Source organism: Vibrio sp. L5-1, assembly GCF_021728315.1.
GTDB lineage: Bacteria > Pseudomonadota > Gammaproteobacteria > Enterobacterales > Vibrionaceae > Vibrio > Vibrio splendidus_K.
In genome coordinates this window covers 85483-108536 of record NZ_JAKKCQ010000001.1, presented here as the reverse complement: position 1 = coordinate 108536, position 23054 = coordinate 85483, and the positions used below count along the sequence as shown (strand labels likewise).

Here is a 23054-nt window from a genome sequence, read left to right as displayed (position 1 = left end):
CTAACTCTTCTAATAATTAAGGACATTTTTATCTGTTCTCAAGTTTATTTAGCGAAACAAACAATATTATTTAGAACAACAAGCAATAAAAAAGCCATGTATCAATAACCCTACATGGCTTTAATGAGGGCAACTTTACGCTGCCCTATCTACTTGTTGGTTTAGACTAAATGTCGGTTCAGACTAAAACTAAGCCTTCTCGATTAAATCGAGCTTTGGTCGAAGTCGTTGCCTTGATCTGTTCCAGTTTGAGAATCTGAATCGAAGCTTCCAGAGTCGTCCGTGAAGTCAACACCTTGATCTTGACCACCTGAACTTGTCCAGTCGCTGCCTCCAGATTCCATACCCGCCATGTCTGGTTGCTGCTCTTGGGTAGAACCTTGCATGGTGTATTGATCATCGACCTCAACCTCAACAGAACCGCTAGCACCGTCTATTGAACTACCCAATTCGTCGTAACCTTGGAATTGGATCTCGCTAGTACCTTCATAACCTTCTGGAAGTTCAACGGATACAGGCTGCTCTAGGTTGCCACTGATTGTGAAGCTACCATCACCGTTATCCAGTGCGTTGCTCACAGTAGCGCCCTCAGGTAAGCCAGACATATCAGCGTAATCAACCGATTCGTTACCACTCACCTCATCTGGAATTGAGATAGAGATGGTATCGCCCGGTGCCGCGGTTACATCTGCTGTGCTGCCTTCAGCTTCAGCATCTTGAGCTTGGTCATCAGCTTGTTGAGCCACTTCCACTTGTTGCTCTTCTGTTGCTTGAGCAGCTTGGACTTGTGGTTCATCACTTTGCACTGATTCATCGGCCACTTGGATACTTACACTGTGGCTTGATACTTCACCGCCATCGTTAACGTCAACATTCATTGCTAAGTTGCCATCGAAGTCTTCGTTTGGCCAGTAGGTCCACTCACCTTCGCCAGATTCAGCAAAGAAGCCTGCATCATTCGCGTCTGCAACATCGACAACTTGTGCAGAATCACTCACGCCTAACTCATCCACCAGCTGTGACTCGGTAATAGTTAGTGAACCATCATCAGCTAAGGCATAACCTTCACTCGCCGCTGCTTCATCTCCGCCTTGGATATCCACATTGAAGAAGCTTTCGATGCGATTTTCGCCATCGGTCGCTATAAATCCAACTTGAACATCACCGGTGTAGTCTTCAGCAGGTGTGAATTGATAGTTACCTTGGTTATCGCTCTCAATTACGCCCTGACCTTCCATCAAGCTTACTGACTCAATGCTCAAGCTATCGCCTTCTGCATCGCTCAGGTTCGCTAACATGTCTTGATCAGTGAACGACAAGGTTGCATCCGCTGCGATTTCCGTCGTCGTGATGCTGTTAACTTCTGGTGCTGCATTCTCTTGTGAGTCTCCTTCTTTCACGACCACGCCAGTTTGCTCATCATGAAGCACGCCATCTTTATCAACCACGTAAGCAATGTCTGCTTCACCCGTGAAGCCAGGTGCTGGTGTGAACGTCCAAGTGCCATCGCCATTATCGACAATCTCACCTTGGCTGCGGTCTGCTAGATGAACCAGTTTCACTTCATCGTCGCTGTCAGCATCCACATTCTCAGCTAAACCGATTAGGTCGTCCGCGGTTAGGATGATGGAATCACCCGCTACCGTTTCGAAATCACCTGAATCGATGCCATCTTCGAACGCTTCTGGCTCATCTCCGTAATCGACTGTTGTTGCACTTACGGTTACGAAGAACTCACCATGGAAGTCTTCAGGAGGCGTCATTTGAATGTTTGAGATATCCCAGTCAAACAGGTCGATATATTGACCCGGCTCGGTGATCATCACGGTATTCACACCATCCGTCACCTCGAACCCAACAGGGAAACCTGTCATCACCAAGTTACTTAGTGTTTCTGAATCATCGACTAGGCCAACGTTCAACCCTAAGTGACCCGTTTCATCTTCACCGAAGACTAACGGACCGTCATGGTCAGTTGAAATAACCGCACCATCTGCGACTGGACGGACAAACACAGGAACATCGAGAACCGTTTCAAACTCACCGTCACTCACGACCACTTGTAGGTCAGAAACGCCTGCAAAGTCGCCCGTTGGTGTGAATGTCCAAGTGCCATCGCCGTTATCCGCTACCTCACCACCATCTTCACCGTCGGCGGTGATAATGCGTGAAACCACAAGGTCAGCCGTATCGATGTCACCGAACAAGTTCATCAAGTCGCCAGCATTGAAGGTGAACGCGCCATCTTCGTCTGTGGTCATCATCGCGTTACCGACATTAAATGGAGCGTCGTTAACTGGAATAACATCCACATTCAGCGAACCATCAACCACCTCTTCGCCATCAGTTGCTTGATAACCCAGTTCTACCAAGCCATTGAAGTCTTGAGTAGTCACTAAGTGATACATGCCGTCTGGCTGCTGAGTTAAGGTTGCATTGGCTGGAGCACGAACCGTAATGCTTTCGATGCTGATCTCGTCACCATCAAGGTCTGTGACTTGATCCGCGATGTAAGCCGGGTCAATCACCATGACCACATCTTCTTCGCCTTGCATCTCAATGGTTGGCGCTTCAGGTGCATCGTTCACTGGCGTAACATCGATGTTGCCGTCGACTGAGATTGTCTCTTGGCCATCGCTAACGTTAAACGTCATTGGCACATCGCCATTGAAGTTCTCGTTTGGTGTGAATGACCAAGTACCATCTTCGTTGTCTAGTAACTCACCCAAGCTAGGGTCGATTTGTAGACCAGATGCTGACAGCTCATCTGCGGTGTTATCAATGTCGGTAGCTTGAGCTAACAACATGTCTTGTGTGATAAGAATGGTGCTGTCTTCGGCTGTGGTTAGTTTCACATCCTCCGATTCAGGTCCATCGTTCACGGCCAGAACTTCGATACCCGCCGTTGTTGTGGCTGTTGCACCGTCATCATCGGTTACAACCACATCTAGGCTGATATCACCGTCAAAGTTCTCACTCGGCGTGAAGGTCACAGAACCATCATCGTTTTGAACCAATTCGCCGTCAGAGCCAGTGTAAGTCACGCTTTCAAGCGACACTTCACCATCAACGTCTGAGCTGTTCGCAATCAACTGCTCAGGGCTAATGGTAATCGTGCCATCTTCGTTCATTTGGTAAGACGTTGAACCCGCCACTGGTGCATCGTTAATGTCGGTTACGGTCACATCAATATTGGCATCGACTGTCTCAGTGCCATCGGACACTGTGAAGCCAAGGTTTACATCGCCATTGAAGTTCTCGTTCGGAGCAAAGCTGTAAGTGCCATCACCGTTATCCGTGAACACACCTTCTGCGCCCGTGTAAGACACATCCGTAATAGACAAGTCATCGCCGTCAATGTCTGCAGCGCCTGCTAACAGGTCTGCATCAGTGAAGATTAACGTTCCATCTTCTTCAACGGTGAAACTTTGGTCTGCGGCTGTTGGTAGGTCATTGACTGGGTTAACCGTTAGGTCGACGCCAGCTTGAACATTTTCAAGGCCATCTGACACATCGAAGCTTAGGTCAATGTCGCCGTTGAAATCAGCATCCGGCATGATAGTAAATGAACCATCTTCGTTTGCTGTTACGGTTGCATTGTCACCCGCAGATAGATTGCTTGCAGTCAGTGCATCACCATCAACATCGGAAGCATTCGCCAACAACTGTTCTTGAGATAGCGTAATTGAACCATCTTCATCAACCGAGTAAGCCACGTTACCTGCTACTGGTGCATCGTTGACAGCAATCACTTCAATACCAGCCGTGGTTTCAGCCGTTGCGCCATCGTCATCAATTACCGTCACATCAAGACTGATGTCGCCGTTAAAGTTTTCATTTGGTGCGAACGTTACCGAACCATCTTCGTTTTGAACCAAGATACCGTCTGCACCCGAATAGCTAACACTATCAAGTGATACTTCACCATCTACATCTGAGCTATTCGCAATCAATTGCTCAGGGCTTAATGTGATGGTGCCATCTTCGTTCATTTGGTAAGACGTTGCGCCCGCCACTGGTGCGTCGTTAACGTCTGTTACCGTTACGTCGATGTTTGCATCAACCGTCTCTGTACCGTCAGATACTGAGAAGTCCAGGCTTACTTCGCCATTGAAGTTTTCATTTGGAGCGAAGGTGTAAGTACCATCACCATTGTCGGTGAACACACCCTCTGCGCCTGTGTAAGACACATCAGCAACTGAAAGCTCATCTCCATCTATATCAGAAGCACCCGCTAGCAGCTGCTCATCCGTGAAGGTTAATGAACCGTCTTCTTCAATGGTGTAAGCCACATCTTCAACAACCGCGACATCATTCACTGGGTTAACAGTAAGGTCTGCCGTTGCGACAACCGTTTCAGTACCGTCAGACAGGTCGAAGCTTAGGTCAATGTCGCCATTGAAGTCAGCATCTGGAGTAATGGTAAATGAACCATCATCGTTTGCCGTTACTGTTGCGTTGTCACCTGCCGTTAAGTTAGCTGCGGTAAGGTCATCGCCATCCACATCAGAAGCTTGAGCCAGCAATTGCTCTTGGCTTAGGGTGATTGAACCATCTTCATCCACTGAGTAAGCCAAATCGCCAGATACTGGAGCATCGTTAACCGCAATAACATCTATACCCGCAGTCGTTTGAGCGGTTGCACCTTCTTCATCAGCAACGACAACATCAAGGCTGACATTACCGTTGAAGTTTTCGTTTGGTGCGAAGCTGTAAGTACCATCGCCATTGTCAGTAAAGATACCGTCTGCACCCGAGTAAGAAACGTCACTAACGGATACATCACCTTCAATATCTGAGCTGTTCGCAAGAAGCTGAGCATCAGAGATAATAATCACATTATCTTCATCAACGCTGTAAGTCGTTGAACCTGCAACCGGTAGGTCATTGACGGCAATTACGTCGATACCTGCCGTTGTTTCAGCGGTTGCGCCATCTTCATCCATAATGGACACATCAAGACTGATGTCACCGTTAAAGTTTTCGTTTGGCGAGAAGGTGTAAGTGCCATTACCATTGTCAGTGAACACACCATCTGTGCCGCTGTAGCTTACATCGCTAACAAACACTTCCCCTTCAACATCCGAACTGTTCGTCAGAAGTTGTGCATCGCTTAGGGTTATGCTGCCATCCTCTTCAACACTGTAAGCGGTGGTTCCAGCAACCGGTACGTCATTAATTGGGACAACTTGCACATCAATGTTTGCCGATACAACATCGGTACCGTCACTGACATCGTAAGTTAGGTCGACGCTGCCATTGAAGTTCTCGTTTGGAGCGAAGGTGTAAGTGCCATCGCCATTATCCGTGAACACACCGTCGGTGCCTTCGTAATTAACCGACTCGACAGAAAGGTCATCGCCATCAATATCCGTTGCACCAGCCAATAGCTGTTCATCGGTAAAGGTCAGCGAACCATCTTCATTAATGGTGTAGTCGTGGTCGTAAATTACAGAAAGGTCGTTAACTGCTGTTACGGTCACGTCTAGTTCCGCTGGAGTAACCCCACCGTTGCCATCGTCTACGTTGTAGCTAATCGAGAATTCACCATTGAAGTTCTCTTCCGGTGTAATGGTGTAAGTACCATCACCATTGTCAGTGATAAGAGCGTTCTCAATGGAAACATCTCCAACACTTGGTTCGTTTCCACCCGTATCACCAGAGTCATCACCTTCATCGCCAGTTAGCAATTCAGAGATATCAATGCCGTTTTCATTCGCGAGCGCTTCTTCTGCCGTTGGTAAATCAAACGCATTCTCGCTGCCTACATCTTGGCTTGGAACAATAACGCCATTCACGATATCAAATACATGCCAATGGTCACCTGATGGGTTATCAGATAAATCTGGGCTGAAGGTTTCAACCAATGTATCGCCTACAAATACCTGAACCTGTACATCTTCAACACCATCGACATCCCAACTTCTGCTGGTGTAGTTGTGTACTGAATAGTGCATGTCAGCATCTTGATAATTTGGAATAGTGATGGTTTCAGGACCACCGCCATTCGTGTCATCTACATCTTGCTGAACGACATTACCTTCACCCAAATCATGGCTCATGTCGCGATAGTAAATATGGTCTAGCTCACTGCCATTCTCTGTATCGTAGAGCCATAGGTGGTTGTCCATATCACGTGGACTGTCGCCCCATGTGACCACGATACGCATATCTGTTTCTTCAAGTACTTCGGATATAGCGGTTACGCCACCGTTGGTATCTTCGCCTGCTGGAACTAGGAAGCTGCTAGTAATTGAGCCTTCTTGTTCAATCGTAACGGTACCTTGGTCAACAACTGGACCGCTCACAGAGTAGTTACCAGATTGATCGGTCACCGCTGTGTAAGAATGACCTGCGTTGTCGGTTAGCGTGACATCCGCACCTGCGATTGGATTGCCAGTTTCAGCATCCAACACAGTACCGGTAACGGTCGTTTCATCGCCCTGCTCTCCGATAATTGCGGTCATGTCATCGTCTTCGATGTCAGTCGCGAATTGTAGGAGCTCTTCTTGAGTAATGGTGTATGAACCGTCTTCTTCAATGGTTATCGCCACATCAGCAGAAACAATTGGCGCGTCGTTAACTGGGTCAACGGTTAAGCCTAAGTTAGCGGCAATTGGTGTGTCGCCATCGCTGATGCTGTAGGCAACATCGATGTAGCCATTGAAGTTTTCGCTTGGAGTGATTGAGAACGTGCCATCGCCATTGTCGACAATCGTTGCATCGTCACCCACTAAGGTTAAGTCGGAAGCGACAAGGTCATCACCCTCAATATCAGCGGCATTCGCAAGTAGCTGCTCCTGCGTGATAGTGATGACATTATCTTCATCAACGTTCGCGTAAACATCAGATGTCGTTGGCAAGTCATTGACTGGGTTTACCGTCAGATCGGCGTTCGCCACAATTGACTCAGTGCCGTCTGAAATATCAAAGCTTAGGTCGATATCGCCATTGAAGTTAGCATCTGGCGTTACCGTAAAGGTGCCATCGCCATTATCAACAACAGTTGCATTATCGCCTGCGCTTAGGTTGCTTGCGGTCAGGTCATCGCCATCCACATCAGAGGCTTGAGATAGCAACTGCTCTTGAGTCAGAGTAATCGAACCATCTTCATCAATGCTGTATGCCAAGTCACCCGATACTGGTGGATCATTAATTGGAAGAACATCAATACTTGCGCTGGTGGCTACTGTCGCACCGTCTTCATCAGTCACCACTACATCGAGGCTAACATCGCCATCGAAGTTTGCGTTCGGTGCAAAGCTGAATGTGCCGTTACCGTTGTCAGTAAAGATACCGTCAGCGCCTGTGTAAGTAACGCTATCAATCGCCACTTCGCCTTCAATATCCGAAGAGTTCGCCAACAGTTGCTCTGCACTGATGGTGATAACTTCATCTTCGTTGACTGAGTAGCTGGTTGAGCCTGCGATTGGCGGATCGTTCACCTCAAGTACAGTGATTCCCGCTGTGGTCGCTTCTGTTGCCCCTTCTTCATCGGTAACAACAACCGCTAAGCTCACATCCCCATTGAAGTTCTCGTTTGGCGAGAAAGTATAAGTGCCGTCACCGTTGTCTTCGAACACACCATCACTGCCAGTGTAAGTCACGCTATCAATCGCAACCTCACCTTCAATGTCTGAAGAGTTGGCTAATAGCTGTTCGTTACTGATCGTGATTGAGTTGTCTTCATGTACGGTGTAAGACGTGCTACCCGCCACTGGTGGATCGTTCTCAGGCGTCACGCTCACATCGATGTTCGCTTGAACCGTATCCGTGCCATCTGAAACATCAAAGCTGAAGTTCACATCACCATTGAAGTTCTCGTTTGGCGCAAAGCTGTAGCTTCCGTCGCCATTATCAGTAAGAACGCCATCAGCACCCGTGTATGTCACACCTTCGACTGTTAGGTCATCACCTTCAACATCCGTTGCACCTGTTAACAGGTCAGCGTCAGTGAAGTTAAGAACCCCATCTTCACCAATAGTGAATGCTTGGTCTTGTGGCTCTGGCGCATCATTGACAGGTGTTACCGTCAAGTCTAGGCCAGCAGCGACCATGTCTTCCCCATCGGTGACATCGTAACTAAATTCGATATTACCGTTGAAGTTTTCACTTGGGGTAATGGTGAAGCTGCCATCGTCGTTCATTTGAACGGTCGCATTTTCATCATTGGTAGTTAGGTTGATTGCTGATAGATCATCACCATCAATGTCAACAGCGTGCTCTAACAACTGCTCTTGAGTTAGCGTGATGCTATTGTCTTCGGCTGTCACAGCACTGATATCACCATCAACTTCTGGAGCATCGTTCGCTGGCGAGATGTGAATCGTCACATCTTGCGTTGCCGTTGCGGTAGTGCCCGTATCAACATCAGTCGATGTCGCATTCACGGTTAGAACCACATCACCATTGAAGTCACCTGAAGGGATAAACTCTAGCCCTTCTAACTCGCCTGGTTGCAATGACCATGTGCCATCACCGTTATCGGTACCTGCAGAAAGCGAGCTGCCTTCCGGCACGTCTTCAATCAAGATAGCAAGGTTTTCTGAGCCATCGGTATCGGTTAGAGCGGCATCAATATCAAGCGGTACAGGTGTATCTTCGGTACCAATGATTTGGTAATCCGCGTCAGACACTGTGATTTCAATGTTATCGATGCCAAACGACTCATCACTCACACCTTGGTTCAAGGTTGAACCGAAGCCTAACTCAAGTTGGCCATCTTCGACGGGTACCGTTAGGTTGATTTGGTGTGCTTGGTCGTTCCAACCACTGAAGCCTTCACCTTGCGACGCGCCGTGAACAACTTCACCGACTTCATTGCCCGCTGAATCGTACAACGTTGTCGTGCCATCTTCGGTACGGAACGCAGAATTATCTAGCGAGGTAAGCTCTTCGCCGCCTACAAATATTTGGAACGACTCACCATCCCAAGAATCAATTTCGTAGAAGCTGAATGAGATATTCACTTCACTCACATCACTTGGAATGTCGTAAGTTTTACTGACCGCTTCATCGCCACCAGTGCCACCAATACGACCCAACATGTCACCCGACTCAAAGCCTTGTGAGCTTTCAGTACCCGCATTCCAGCCATTTGAGCCAGACTCGAAGTTATCTGAAGCAATCACCAAGTCAGAGGCAATCGACAGCTCAGGCATATCAACCACAGATTGAACATCAATCGTCGCTTCTGCTGGTACTGTCGCTGTACCGTCATTCACGTCGAACGTCACATTCACATTGCCGTCAAAGTTTTCATTCGGTGCGAATGTGTAAGTACCATCGCCATTATCAACCAAAGAACCGCTGTCAGAAGCGACATTTTCAACCGACAAGTTGTCGCCATCAATGTCACCTGCATTTTGCAGCAGTTGCTCTTCTGTGAAGGTAAAGCTGGTGTCTTCCTGAGTGGTGAATTGTGGTTCACCGACTGTTGGCAAGTCATTCACAGGGTTAACCGTGAGATCTGCCGTTGCTTGAATCGTTGCATCACCATCGGTAATGTCGAAGTTCAAATCGATGTCGCCATTGAAGTTCGCATCTGGCGTAATGGTAAAGCTACCGTCATCGTTTACAGTGACGGTCGCATCACCACCAACGGTTAGATTAGCCGCTGTTAAGTCATCGCCGTCAATGTCACCAGCTTGAGCAAGTAATTGCTCTTGGCTCAAGGTAATCGAACCATCTTCATCAACGCTGTATGCCAAGTCACCGGATACCGGAGCATCGTTAACAGGCAGAACATCAATGCTTGCGTTGGTCGCTACGGTTGCGCCATCTTCATCAGTCACGACAACATCAAGGCTTACATCGCCATCGAAGTTAGCGTTTGGTGCGAAGCTAAATGTGCCATCACCATTATCGGTAAAGATACCGTCTTCGCCGGTGTAGTTAACGCTATCAATCGCCACTTCACCTTCGATGTCTGAAGCATTCGCCAACAGTTGCTCTGAACTAATGGTGATGACTTCGTCTTCGTTGACTGAGTAACTGGTTGAACCCGCAATTGGTGGATCGTTCACCTCAAGTACAGTAATTCCAGCTGTCGTTGCTTCAGTTGCACCGTCTTCATCGGTCACAACAACATCTAGACTAACTTGGCCATTGAAATTTTCGTTTGGCGAGAAGGTATACGTACCGTTTCCGTTGTCTTCGAATACACCATCGACACCGGTGTAAGCCACGCTATCAATCGCCACTTCCCCTTCAATATCTGAAGAGTTAGCTAATAGCTGTTCGTTGCTAATGGTAATCGAGTTGTCTTCATGAACCGTGTAAGACGTATTGCCCGCAACCGGTGGATCGTTCTCTGGTGTCACGCTCACATCAATATTGGCTTGAACCGTATCGGTACCATCTGATACATCAAAACTGAAGTTCACATCACCATTGAAGTTCTCGTTTGGTGCAAAGCTGTAGCTTCCGTCGCCATTGTCAGTAAGAACACCGTCGGCACCTGTGTAAGTAACGCCTTCAACCGATAGGTCATCCCCATCGATATCGGTAGCACCTGTTAGCAAGTCTTCATCTGTGAAGTTCAAGATGCCGTCTTCGCCAATGCTTAACGTTTGGTCTTGAGGTTGTGGAAGGTCATTAACTGGATTAACGGTGAGGTCAGCCGTCGCAACCAGCGTATCTGCACCGTCATTAATGTCGAACGTTAGGTCAATGTCGCCATTGAAGTTCGCATCTGGTGTAATGGTAAAGCTACCATCATCGTTAGCAACGACTGTCGCGTCTCCATCAACAATTAAGTTAGAAGCAGTAAGGTCGTCTCCGTCTACATCGATAGCTTGAGAAAGAAGTTGCTCTTGGCTCAAGGTAATTGAACCGTCTTCCTCTACGCTGTATGCCAAGTCTCCTGATACTGGAACATCATTGATTGGTAAGACATCAACCGTAATATGAGTATCAACTTGAGCGCCGTCTTCATCTTGAATGGTCACATCCAACTGTACTTGGCCGTTGAAGTTTTCATTCGGTGCAAAGCTACATGTGCCGTCACCATTGATGGAGAAGATTCCGTCTGGGCCGTCGTAGTTGATCTCAACAAGTTGTACGTCACCTTCAATATCAGAGGCATTCAGCAGAACTTGAGACTCATTAAAGGTCAGTACCGAGTCTTCATCGATAGTATAAGACGTTGGGCCAGCAACTGGCGGATCGTTCACTTCTAGAACCGTAATGCCCGCAGTCGTCGATACGGCTGCATCATCTTCATCCACAACAACGACATCGAGGCTAACTTCGCCATTGAAGTTCTCGTTTGGAGAGAAGGTGTATGTGCCGTTACCGTTGATTTCGAGAACACCGTCACTACCACTGTAGGTCACGCTATCAATCGCGACTTCCCCTTCAATATCTGAAGAGTTTGCGAGCAATTGTTCGTTACTGATGGTGATGGAGTTGTCTTCATGAACTGTGTAAGACGTGCTACCGGCCACTGGAGGATCGTTCTCTGGCGTTACGCTCACATCAATGTTGGCTTGAACCGTGTCCGTACCATCTGACACATCAAAACTGAAGTTCACGTCACCATTGAAGTTCTCGTTTGGCGCGAAGCTGTAGCTTCCATCGCCGTTATCTGTGAGAACACCGTCTGCGCCAGTGTAAGTCACACCTTCAACACTTAGGTCGTCGCCTTCAATGTCCGTTGCACCCGTTAATAGATCTTGGTCATTGAACGTTAACACGCCGTCTTCACCGACGGTGAATGTCTGGTCTTGTGCTTCTGGGCCATCATTCACTGGTGAAACGGTTAACTCAAGATTGGTAGAGACAACATCATCACCATCCGATACATCAAATGTGAAGTTAACATCACCGTTGAAGTCAGCATCTGGCGTTAATGTGTAAGTACCATCACCGTTATCGGTAATCGTAACGCTGTCATCATCAGTGGCTAAATTCAGAGCGGTCAGCTGGTCGCCATCGAGATCACGAGCATTAGCTAACAAGTCTTCTTGCGTAATGATGATAGAACCATCTTCTTCCACAGTTGCAGCAACAGGAAGTGCTTCAGGTGCATGTTCAATGTGGGCGCCTGTCGCGTTAATGTAGATGGTTTGAGAGACCGTTTCAGAATCATCATTCGATAGCTCTGTTGCGGTTGCTGTTACATGAACTTCAAGCTGTTCGTTGAAGTCTTCTGGTAACTGGATTTGTAGTGCATTTTCGATAGCCGTTGTTGGTAGGTTCACCGTACCATCAGGACCAACCGTCACTTCACCACTGTAGATTTGGCTGTTCACTTCACCGACATCGATTGTGAAGTTGAAGTCTGAATAGTCAGCATCACCGCCGCCATACAAATCTTCAAAGCCGTAAACCAGCTCGCCGTCTTCATTAACCGTTGTGCGCGTATGTTCGATACCATCTTGGTTGAGCTGAGAGCTTGAGCCACCATGGAAGATCGCGTCACCATTCTGCCCTTGAACTACAGTTTCAGTTCCATCGGCAGCAACAAATACAAGTTGAGGATCAACCGTATCCATGTTTGCAGGCGAACCATCCGCTGCACGGAACTCGTACTGACCTTCCTGCATCGCGTCAAAGTCATTGTGCTGATGCCCGTTTGGAATCAAGAACAGGTTGAAACTTTCACCTTCTTCAACTTGGAAGCTGAACTGATCTTGCCCAGGGACAAGGTCACCGCCGCCACCCACTTGTGATGCATTCTCGTAGACAACTTCAACACCTGTAATGTTGCCGTCTTCATCGACTTTGTAGTAACCCGCTGCGTTTTGGTATCCCGCGGTTTCACCTTCAAACGTTACTGTGATTTCAGTATCGTTGTAACTGGTGATACCGTTTTCTTGGTCATTCAGAACGCCTTCATTATCGTATTGAATAACCGAACCTTCTGGCACACCATCTACTGTTACCGTCAGTGTTTCTGATAGATCTTGGTCTACTAGCGCAGCCGCAATATTCAGTTCAACAATGCCGCCTGGCTCAACCAAAATCGCTTGGTCATCGACGTTAACGCCATCGCTATCGGTAATCACAAGATCCGGCGCATCTGCGACCGCTTCAATGTGAACATTGAGGTCTTGTTCTACTTCAGTTGTGCCGTCGGTAACTGTAAAACTGAACTGTAGATCGCCACTAAAGTGCTCTTCAGGTACGAAGCTGAACGTGCCATCGCCGTTATCGGTGACTGTGCCTTCATCGCCAGAATAATTGATACTGGTAACGCTTAAGTCATCACCATCAATATCAATCGCACCACTCAACAGATCTTCTTGAGTGAACAGGATGCTGCCATCCTCTTCAATGTGATACATGCCTGGAGCAACGATTGGAATGTCATTCACCGGATTCACGGTCAATGTCATGTCATTAGACGTGCTCAGCTCACCGTCGCTCACCTCATAAGTGAATGCGATATCACCATTGAAGTTTTCCGAAGGCGTCACTGTGTACGTGCCATCACCATTATTTACGATGGTGGCGTTTGGATCATTGGTTTCCAGCGCACTCGCAAACAGCTCATCACCATCTTGATCGCTCGCGCTTTCCAACAACATCTCTTGCGTAACGAGAATTGAACCATCTTCGTCGACATCTGCAACCATTGGCGTCGCTTCTGGCGTATCATTGACGAACTCAACTTTTAGGTCGATGTTTGCCGCCACCACCTCCATGCCGTCGCTCACATCAAACGCTAAATCAACATTGCCGAAGAAGCCCTGCTCTGGCGTTAATGTGTATGTACCGTCACCGTTGTCCGTGACTTCTACCGTGTCGCTCGCGCTAGTCACATTCACAACAGACAGCTCATCGCCTTCAACGTCTGTCGCTTGTGCTAATAGTTCAGCTTCGGTAATGGTGATTGCTTGACCATCTTCCGTTGTGAAAGACATATCCGGTACGTCTGGCGCATCGTTGATTGGATTTACGGTCAGGTTAAGATCGGCTGCCACTGTCTCAATTGCGTCAGTGACATCGTAAGTGAACTCAATCTCACCAAAGAAGTCTGCACTTGGTGTGATTGTGAAGCTACCGTCTGAGTTTTCTACAATAACCGCATTTGGATCGTTGGTCGCAAAGTTAACCGCTTCAAGGTTGTCACCATCGACATCGGTTGCATTCGCCAACAAGTCCTCTTGCGTAATGGTGATTGAACCATCTTCATCAACCGCCGCTTCAATTGGGCCGCTAACTTCAGGGCCTTCGTTGACAATTTCAACGTCGACTGTTGCAATGCTTGGCGCGCTTGCTTGACCATCACTGATATCGAAAGTCAGATTCACTTCTCCAGAGAAGTTCTCTGTAGGCTCGAAAGTGAACGTGTTATCGCCATTATCCGTTAATGTACCTTGCGTTGGGTCTGCAAGTAGTAAGTTTTCAACATGAAGAATGTCGCCATCAACATCGGTCGCACCAGACAATAGATCTTTTGCTTCGATGATTATGGAGCCGTTTTCAAGCATTTGGGTGTGTAGCGGCTCACCTGGAACAGGAATATCGTTGACTGGTATAACTGTTAGGTCTAGATGTGTTGCTACTTCATCGGTGCCATCAAAGACTTTGTAATCGATGTCGATTTCACCATTGAAGTTTTCATTCGGCATGAAGGTAAATGTGCCATCGCCGTTATCGACCAAGTCACCGTTATCACCACCATAAGTGATGTCAGAAATAGACAGCGTATCGCCTTCCACATCTGTGGTGTTCGCTAACAAGTCATCCGCACTAAACGTGATACCTTCATCTTCATCTGTCGACAGAACAATCGGGCCAGAAACGATTGGTGCATCATTCACCGATTCGAAGTTGATATTGATGATGTTGTTGTCTGTCAGCTCACCATCGGTAACTTGGTAACCGAGTTCGATTTCACCATGGAAGTTTTCATCCGGAGTTACTGTCCAAGTACCATCACCATTATCGGTGAGCGTTGCATGCTCTGAGTTTTCACCCACCAGCTCTAGATTTTCAATATCAAGATCGTCGCCATCAATATCAGATGCTTGAGCCAATAATTGTTCTTCAGTAATCACAACAGAAGCAAACTGAGCAGAACCATCGGTATCGATAGTGATATTTGGAAGATCAGCCGTTAGCTCGATTTCGTTGTCACCCGCATGGATGTTCAACTCAACCGTTTCAGTGATTTCAGAACCGTCTACACCAATCGAAGTGAACACCGCTTCATCATGACAGGTTTGTGACACTGTCATGTTTTGAACGACGTAAGTACCATTTCCTTGTATTGTACCAAGTTCAAAGTAAGACACAGGTTCAGAAACAGTAAGCGTGTAATCAGTCTCGTAACCACCACGATCTTCCTTGTGGTAAGTCATCGAGTCAATTAGGTCGCCATCCTCATTGAATGCTTTGATTTCTACTTCTGTAAAGTGACGTGACTCTTCCATGAACCAACCACCTAAACCATCTAGGTGGAAACTGATTTCATTGATGTCTTGGCCTTCAACTGAAACTGTCAGTTTCTCATCACCACTCAACCCTTGGCGGTCTGTATCACCAAGGCCATGACCAATGTGAGTATTGCCATTCCAAGCACCTAGAGGATCATCGTTACTTTGAACGGTTACTGTTAAGTCACCATCTGAGAACTCACGAGTATAAGGGTCAACTTCTGTACCCCAGTCATCCACACTCGCGTTATCGTCAAACGTACCGATTTGTGTAGTGTGTGTGCCTTCAGCCAGAGCATCTTCACTTGGAACAAAGCGCACTTCGGTATCTGCAGGAACTTCTTGTCCTACTTCCAGTACCACCCATTCATCATTGACATTCGCTTCAATAATGCCGTTTTCTGGCGCTTGGTCTAAACGCAGTGCGGGCTCTTCACGCAGAGTCACACCAACTGTTTGGTCTTCTTGCGCTTGGATGAAGATTTCATCGCCCGCTTCCGGCGCATCGTTGACAGGGTTAACCGTCAAGTCGAGTGTTGTCAGAACTTCATTGTCACCATCACTGATACTGTATGTGAAGTCCAACTCACCATTGAAGTTTTCTGTGTGCGTAATGGTGAATGAGCCGTCGTCATTCGCAACAATTGTCGCGTCTGGATCGTTGGTTTGTAGGTTAGTTGCCGTTAACTCATCACCTTCAACGTCAGTTGCGTTTGCAAGTAACTGCTCTTGAGTAATGGTGATTGAATTATCTTCGTCGACCTCTGCCTGAATGCCCGAAGTTTCAGGTCCATCATTCACAGCAATAACATCGATGCCAGCGGTTGTTGTTGCGGTTGCACCGTCTTGATCAACGACAATAACGTCTAGTGAGATGTCTCCGTCGAAGTTTTCATTTGGCGTGAAGGTGTAGGTGCCATTACCGTTATCAACGAACGAACCGTCGTCACCAGCGTAAGTAACGCTCGATAGAGCAACATCACCCTCTACATCTGAAGAGTTCGCTAATAACTGCTCATCACTGATCGTGATTTGGCCATCTTCTTGAACTGTGTAAGATGTCGAACCCGCAACTGGTGGATCATTCTCAGGCGTTACGCTGACATCAATAACAGCAGCCGTTGAACCTGTGCCATCGGAAACATCGAATGAGAATTGAACATCGCCATTGAAGTTCTCGTTTGGAGCAAAGCTGTATGTGCCGTCGCCATTATTGCTAAGAACACCATCTGCACCTGTATAGAGCACGTTTTCAATCGACAGTTCATCACCATCAATATCCGACGCACCTGCAAGCAGATCAGCATCGGTGAAGAGTAACGTACCGTCTTCTTCAATCATGAACTGTTGATCTTGCGCTTGTGGCAAGTCATTCAGTGGATTAACTGTGATATCTAGGCCAACTTGAACCTCACCACCATCGTTATCGATGATATCGAAGTTCAGGTCTAGGTCACCGTTGTAGTCTGCGTCTGGTGTAATGGTGTAGCTGCCATCGTCGTTTTGTTGGATGGTCGCGTTTTCGTCGTTCGACAGGTTAATAGCTTCTAGGTTTTCGCTATCAATATCTCCGGCACGTGCTAGCAATTGCTCTTGGCTTAGCGTGATGGAGCTGTCTTCATTGATGGTGTAAGCCAAATCGCCCGATACTGGCGCATCATTGATTGGCAATACATCAACGTTAATCTGTGTTTCAACGGTTGCGCCATCTTCATCTTGAATGGTCACACCCAGTTGAACCTGACCATTGAAGTTTTCATTGGGTGCAAAGCTGCATGTACCATCACCATTTACAGTGAAGATACCGTCCGAGCCATCGTAGTTAATGCCGACTAACTCTACATCGCCTTCTACATCCGAAGCATTCACAAGAATCTGAGATTCGCTGAATGTCAGTACCGAATCTTCGTCAATGGTGTATGACGTTGGGCCCGCAACCGGTGGATCATTCACCTCTAGAACGGTAATGCCCGCAGTGGTTTCATCAATCGAACCGTCTTCATCGGCAACAATCAAATCAAGGCTGATATCGCCACTGAAGTTTTCATTAGGAAGGAAGGTGTAACTGCCGTCACCATTATCTTGGAACACACCATCGGTGCCACTGTAGGTCACGCTATCAACCGATACCGCACCTTCAACGTCAGAAGAGTTTGCTAACAATTGCTCATCAGAAATGGTAATCGCATTGTCTTCGTTGACCATGTACGAGGTTGAACCCGCAACGGGCGGATCGTTCTCAGGCGTCACAGTCACATCAATGTTAGCGCTGACCGTTTCTGTACCATCAGACACATCGAAACTGAAGTTCACATCACCATTGAAGTTTTCATTTGGCGCAAAGGTATAAGTACCATCACCGTGATCGGTCAATACGCCATCGCCACCTGTATAGCTAATACCTTCAACGGTTAAGTCATCGCCATCAATATCGGTGGCACCGGTAAGTAGATCGGCATCTGTAAATTGCAGAGTGCCATCTTCTTCAATGCTGAATTGTTGATCTTGAGGAACCGGCAAGTCATTAACTGGATTAACCGTAAGATCGGCGGTTGCTTGAACTGTGTCAGTACCATCAGTAATGTTGAATTGAATATCAATGTCACCATTGAAGTTCGCTTCTGGAACGATGGTAAAGCTACCATCATCATTGGCGGTTACTATTGCGTTGCCATCTACCGTTAAGTCGCTCGCGGTTAGGTCTTCGCCTTCAACATCGGACGCTTGCGATAGCAACTGCTCTTGGCTCAATGTAATTGAACCATCTTCGTTAACGTTGTAAGCCAAATCACCCGATACTGGCGCATCATTGATTGGCAATACGTCAACATTGATGACGGTTTCAACTTCTGCACCGTCTTCATCACGCACGGTCACATCAAGCTGAACTTGGCCATTAAAGTTCTCATTCGGAGCGAAGCTGCAAGTACCATCGCCATTTATCGAGAAGATACCTTCAGGGCCATCGTAGCTAATACTAACAAGCTCAACATCCCCTTCTACATCAGAGGCATTAAGCAACACTTGAGACTCATTAAAGGTTAGTACTGAGTCTTCATCAATGGTGTATGACGTTGGGCCTGCAACTGGCGGATCGTTCACTTCAAGAACGCTAATGCCTGCAGTTGTCGCATCGGTTGCACCTTCTTCATCGGCAACCACTACATCTAGAGCGATTTCACCATTGAAGTTCTCGTTTGGTGAGAAGGTATAAGTGCCATTACCGTTGATTTCAAGGACACCATCGCTACCCGAGTAAGTCACGCTGTCTATCGATACATCACCTTCGATGTCTGAAGATGTTGCCAATAGTTGTGCATCAGAAATGGTAATCGAATTGTCTTCATTAACTGTGTAAGACGTAGAGCCAGCAACTGGCGGATCGTTCTCTGGAGTCACGCTAACATCAATGTTTGCAGATACCGTATCGGTACCATCAGACACATCGAAGCTAAAGTTAACCTCACCATTAAAGTTTTCATTTGGCGCAAAGCTGTATGAGCCGTCACCATTGTCTGTTAGTACGCCATCAGTCCCTTCATAACTGATGCCTTCAACCGTTAAATCATCACCTTCAATATCGGTTGCACCAGTTAGCAGATCTGCATCGGTAAATTGTAGAGTTCCATCTTCTGCAATACTGAATTGTTGATCTTGAGGAATCGGTAAGTCATTAACTGGATTAACCGTAAGGTCTGCTGAAGCTTGAACTGTGTTGGTACCATCTGAGATATCGAAGCTGATATCGATGTCGCCATTGAAGTTCTCATCTGGCGTGATGGTGAAACTGCCATCATCGTTTTGAGTAACGGTTGCATCACCGCCAACCGTTAGGCCGCTGGCTGTCAGGTCATCGCCTTCAACATCGGATGCTTGAGACAGCAGTTGCTCTTGGCTTAGGCGGATAGAGCCGTCTTCATCGACTGAGTAAGCTAAGTCACCTGATACTGGCGCATCATCAACAGCGGTAACACTCACATCTATGTTTGCCGCTACCGTATCGGTACCATCAGACACATCAAAACCGAAGTTCACGTCGCCATTAAAGTTCTCGTTTGGCGCAAAGGTGTAAGTGCCATTACCGTTGTCGGTAAGAATGCCGTCGCCACCATCGTAGGTCACACCTTCAACCGTTAAGTTGTCACCTTCAATGTCTGTAGCACCTGTTAATAGGTCTGCATCGGTGAAGATTAGCGTGCCATCTTCTTCAACACTGAATTGTTGATCTTGTGGAACCGGCAAGTCATTGACTGGATTAACGGTTAAGTCAGCTGATGCTTGAACCGTATTAGTACTATCTGAAATATCAAAGCTGATATCGATATCGCCATTGAAGTTCTCATCTGGCGTGATGGTGAAGCTACCGTCGTCGTTTTGAGTAACCGTTGCATCACCGCCGACCGTTAGGCTGTTGGCTGTCAGGTCATCGCCTTCAACATCTGATGCTTGAGAAAGCAGTTGCTCTTGGCTTAGACGGATAGAGCCGTCTTCGTCGACTGAGTAAGCTAAATCGCCAGAAACTGGCGCATCATCGACCGCAGTCACACTCACATCGATGTTAGCAGAGACTGTATCGGTACCGTCTGATACATCGAAGCTGAAGTTTACGTCGCCGTTGAAGTTTTCATTTGGCGCAAAGGTGTATGTGCCGTTACCGTTGTCGGTAAGAATGCCGTCGCCACCATCGTAAGTAACACCTTCAACAGTTAGGTTATCGCCTTCAATGTCTGTAGCACCTGTTAACAGGTCTGCATCAGTAAAGATAAGCGTGCCATCTTCTTCTATTTCAAACGTTTTATCTTCTGGTACAGGCGCGTCATTAATAGGACGAACCGTTAAATCAATTGCGCTGCTTACGGTTTCTTGGCCGTCGCTGATATCAAAAGTTAGATCAAGTTCACCGTTAAAATCTGCAGAAGGAACAACCGTGAAAGTGCCATCACCATTATCTTGAACCATTGCATCTGCGCCAACTTGAACGTTAGAAGCAACCAGTTCATCGCCATCAACATCACTTGCGTATTCGAGTAATTGTTCTTGAGTGAATGTTATCGAGCCATCTTCATCCATGATGTAAGCCAGATCTTGTTCAGCTTCTGGTGCATCATTTTCACTTTCCACTTTGATTTTGAACGTTTCGCTTACCGTCTCTGAATCAAAGTCGTCTTCTACTTCACTGATGGTCTCTTCGTCAGAAGCTTGAACATCAACGGCAAATGTCTCTTCTACCGTCTGTGAATCTAAATCATCACCGACTTGTTGGTCGTCGGACTCAGAAGATGCAGCACTTGGAGCTGCAGACGTACGTGCAGCTTGGCCTTGTTCTTCGTTACCTTCAGCGCTCGAAGCACCTCCAGAACCTGCGGCATTTTCGCCACCGACAGCTTGAGCGCCAGCACCCGCTCCGCCGCCACTACCAGCTGCATTATCTGAGCCAGCTTCAGAAGCCGCACCACCAACTACATTGGATTGGGCTGCATCTGAATCTCCATCGCTTTCTGGCGTCTCTTCTTGAACAGCCCCACCAGAAGCAGACGCATCTTCTGCATTACCTGCGCCACTTGGATTGTCTTCTAGCGCTTGGTTGATTTCGTCTGCCGCATCCGTGTTTTCAGCACCCGTCGCGATTGTCGACGCAATCGTATTCTGTTGATTTTGTTGATTCTGCTGTTGGGAGGGCGTACCCGCGTCGTTCGTGTCCGTTTGTTCTACCGCGTCATTTAGATCTTCATTTTGGTTGTTTTGGTTATTTTCGCCTGCCATTACAGCCTCCGTTGCTACTAGCTAACTGATCGTATTTAGAGGCATTAAAGGACACCATTTTGAAAAACCAAGTTTTTATACAACTTTTTTCATATTTTTCTTTTTATACATAAAGAATGAAAAAAAATTTGAAAACTGTCTTTAAAGATCCTTAGTTATTGTCATTAAAGCAATTAAGGCAGTGGAATGATGATAGACATGACGAATTTGTTGCGTTCAATCGGCAACAACCACAAAGGGCTGCAATTGCTGTTAGGCGACTTTTATCAAGATTTTTCAGACGCAGATATAAACATAGATACTCTCCATGACATGCAGCGTTTTGATGAACTCAGCAGTTACTCAAAAAAACTGAAAAGCATCTTAACTTTGCTCTGCGACCAAGACCTACCACCCAAGATGGCCAAATTGGAACATTTGAGTAAACACCACTTCCCTGCGCCTGAAGCGCTTTTAGAGGATGTAAAAACTGAGCTACAAAACGTCAATCGACAGATCAATCACTTGTTGGATATTAAGGAAGTAATAGATGGCAAGTCATCGAGGTAGGCCATGAGCAATAACCAAATAGAGCATCACCTTAGAAAAGCGCTCGTTTCTAATAACGAAGCGTCTAAGGTAACAGCGGATGACACCATCGTGCTCGCCAGTGCCATGACCAGCGTTCACAAAACGTTGCTCATCATCTTTCTGCTCGCTTTGGTCGCTATCGCTGTAGCGTCACAAGCACGTATCGACATTGTCGTTTCTGTGCGCGGTGAATTGCTACTGGAATCCGACGTCGAGAAAGTCCAACACTTAGAAGGCGGCATATTGGAAGAGATGTTAGTCCGAAAAGGAGAAGTTGTTTATGAAGGACAACCAATCGCACGAATACGCTCACTAGATCGCAACACACAACTTGATACCGTGAATACCGAAATCACTCAGCTAGAGCTAGACAAAATTCGTTATGAAAGCTTGCGTGACATGATCGAACCAAACTTCGCTTCTTACATCGAAAGGTTTCCGGAACAAGTACAGGTAAACATGAATACGTGGCAGCAAGAGTTCTCTAAAAACCGCTCTAACGAAGAGCTCATTACACACGATATTAAACACAAGAGTTCTCTGATTAAATCGATGCTTAAGCGTCGTAAAAGTTCAGAGAACCAACTATCGCTCATTCGCAAACAACTCAACATCAAAAACACGCTTTATAAAGAAGAGATGGCGTCGTATGTCGACGTTCTCAACATGAAAGTACAAGAATCCAATATGGTACGTGAGATTGAAAACCTCGATGAGTCGGTCATGAATGAACGTTTTCAGCTCGACAAACTTGAAAAGCAGCACCGAGACTTGGTTGAGAATCGAAACTCAGAGTACCAAGCACAAATCATTCAGGCGAATAAAGACCTCAAGCTTAAACGAATCTTACAACCACAACATTCCGACAAGGTTGATCGATTAGTCGTCTACTCTCCGGTTGATGGTGTGGTCGATAAATTGCACTTCAACTTCCGCTCGGCAGTAATTCCACCAGGTGAGAGTATCGCTGATATTGCACCGATTAATAACTCCCTACACGGAGAAGCAAAGATCCCTCGTAAAGACATGGGGTTTGTTGAAATTGGTCAGGCTGTGAAAGTAAAAATGGACACTTATAACTTTGCAAAATACGGATTTGTTGAGGGAACGATCGCCTCAATCAGCCGTTCATCATATGAAGAGGAAGATGCCGAATTCTATTTAGCAGAGATCGAAATTGACCGAAACTTTCTTGAGCGAGGAGGCACACAATACAAACTATCGCCTTACATGGAATTTACCGCCGATGTAAAAACAGGCTCGCGTCGCGTAATCGAATACGCAGCGAAACCTGTGATGTCTGCCATTGAAGATGCATTCGATGAGAGGTAGTCA

General features: G+C 46.9%; 3 protein-coding genes. 2 read left to right on the top strand and 1 reads right to left on the bottom strand.

The features are described 5' to 3' along the window. Positions 1–203: 203 nt before the first annotated feature. On the bottom strand, positions 204–21149 hold the full coding sequence (locus L3V35_RS00370) for a tandem-95 repeat protein (RefSeq protein ID WP_237298079.1): 20946 nt from the start codon (positions 21147–21149) through the stop codon (positions 204–206). 186 nt (positions 21150–21335) lie between these two features. Between L3V35_RS00370 and L3V35_RS00365 the strand changes: the two genes are divergently transcribed. Further along, entirely contained in the window at positions 21336–21698 is a 363-nt protein-coding gene (locus tag L3V35_RS00365) for a hypothetical protein (RefSeq protein WP_237298078.1), read from the top strand. Positions 21699–21701: 3 nt separating this feature from the next. Next, positions 21702–23051, top strand: coding sequence for an HlyD family type I secretion periplasmic adaptor subunit (locus L3V35_RS00360; protein ID WP_135456908.1), 1350 nt, complete (start codon positions 21702–21704; stop codon positions 23049–23051). Positions 23052–23054: the final 3 nt, after the last annotated feature.

Excerpts from the sequence above, each read along its gene's own strand:
- L3V35_RS00370 (WP_237298079.1), bottom strand. The coding sequence starts at position 21,149 with ATGGCAGGCGAAAATAACCAAAACAACCAAAATGAAGATCTAAATGAC.
- L3V35_RS00365 (WP_237298078.1), top strand. The coding sequence starts at position 21,336 with ATGATGATAGACATGACGAATTTGTTGCGTTCAATCGGCAACAACCAC.
- L3V35_RS00360 (WP_135456908.1), top strand. The coding sequence starts at position 21,702 with ATGAGCAATAACCAAATAGAGCATCACCTTAGAAAAGCGCTCGTTTCT.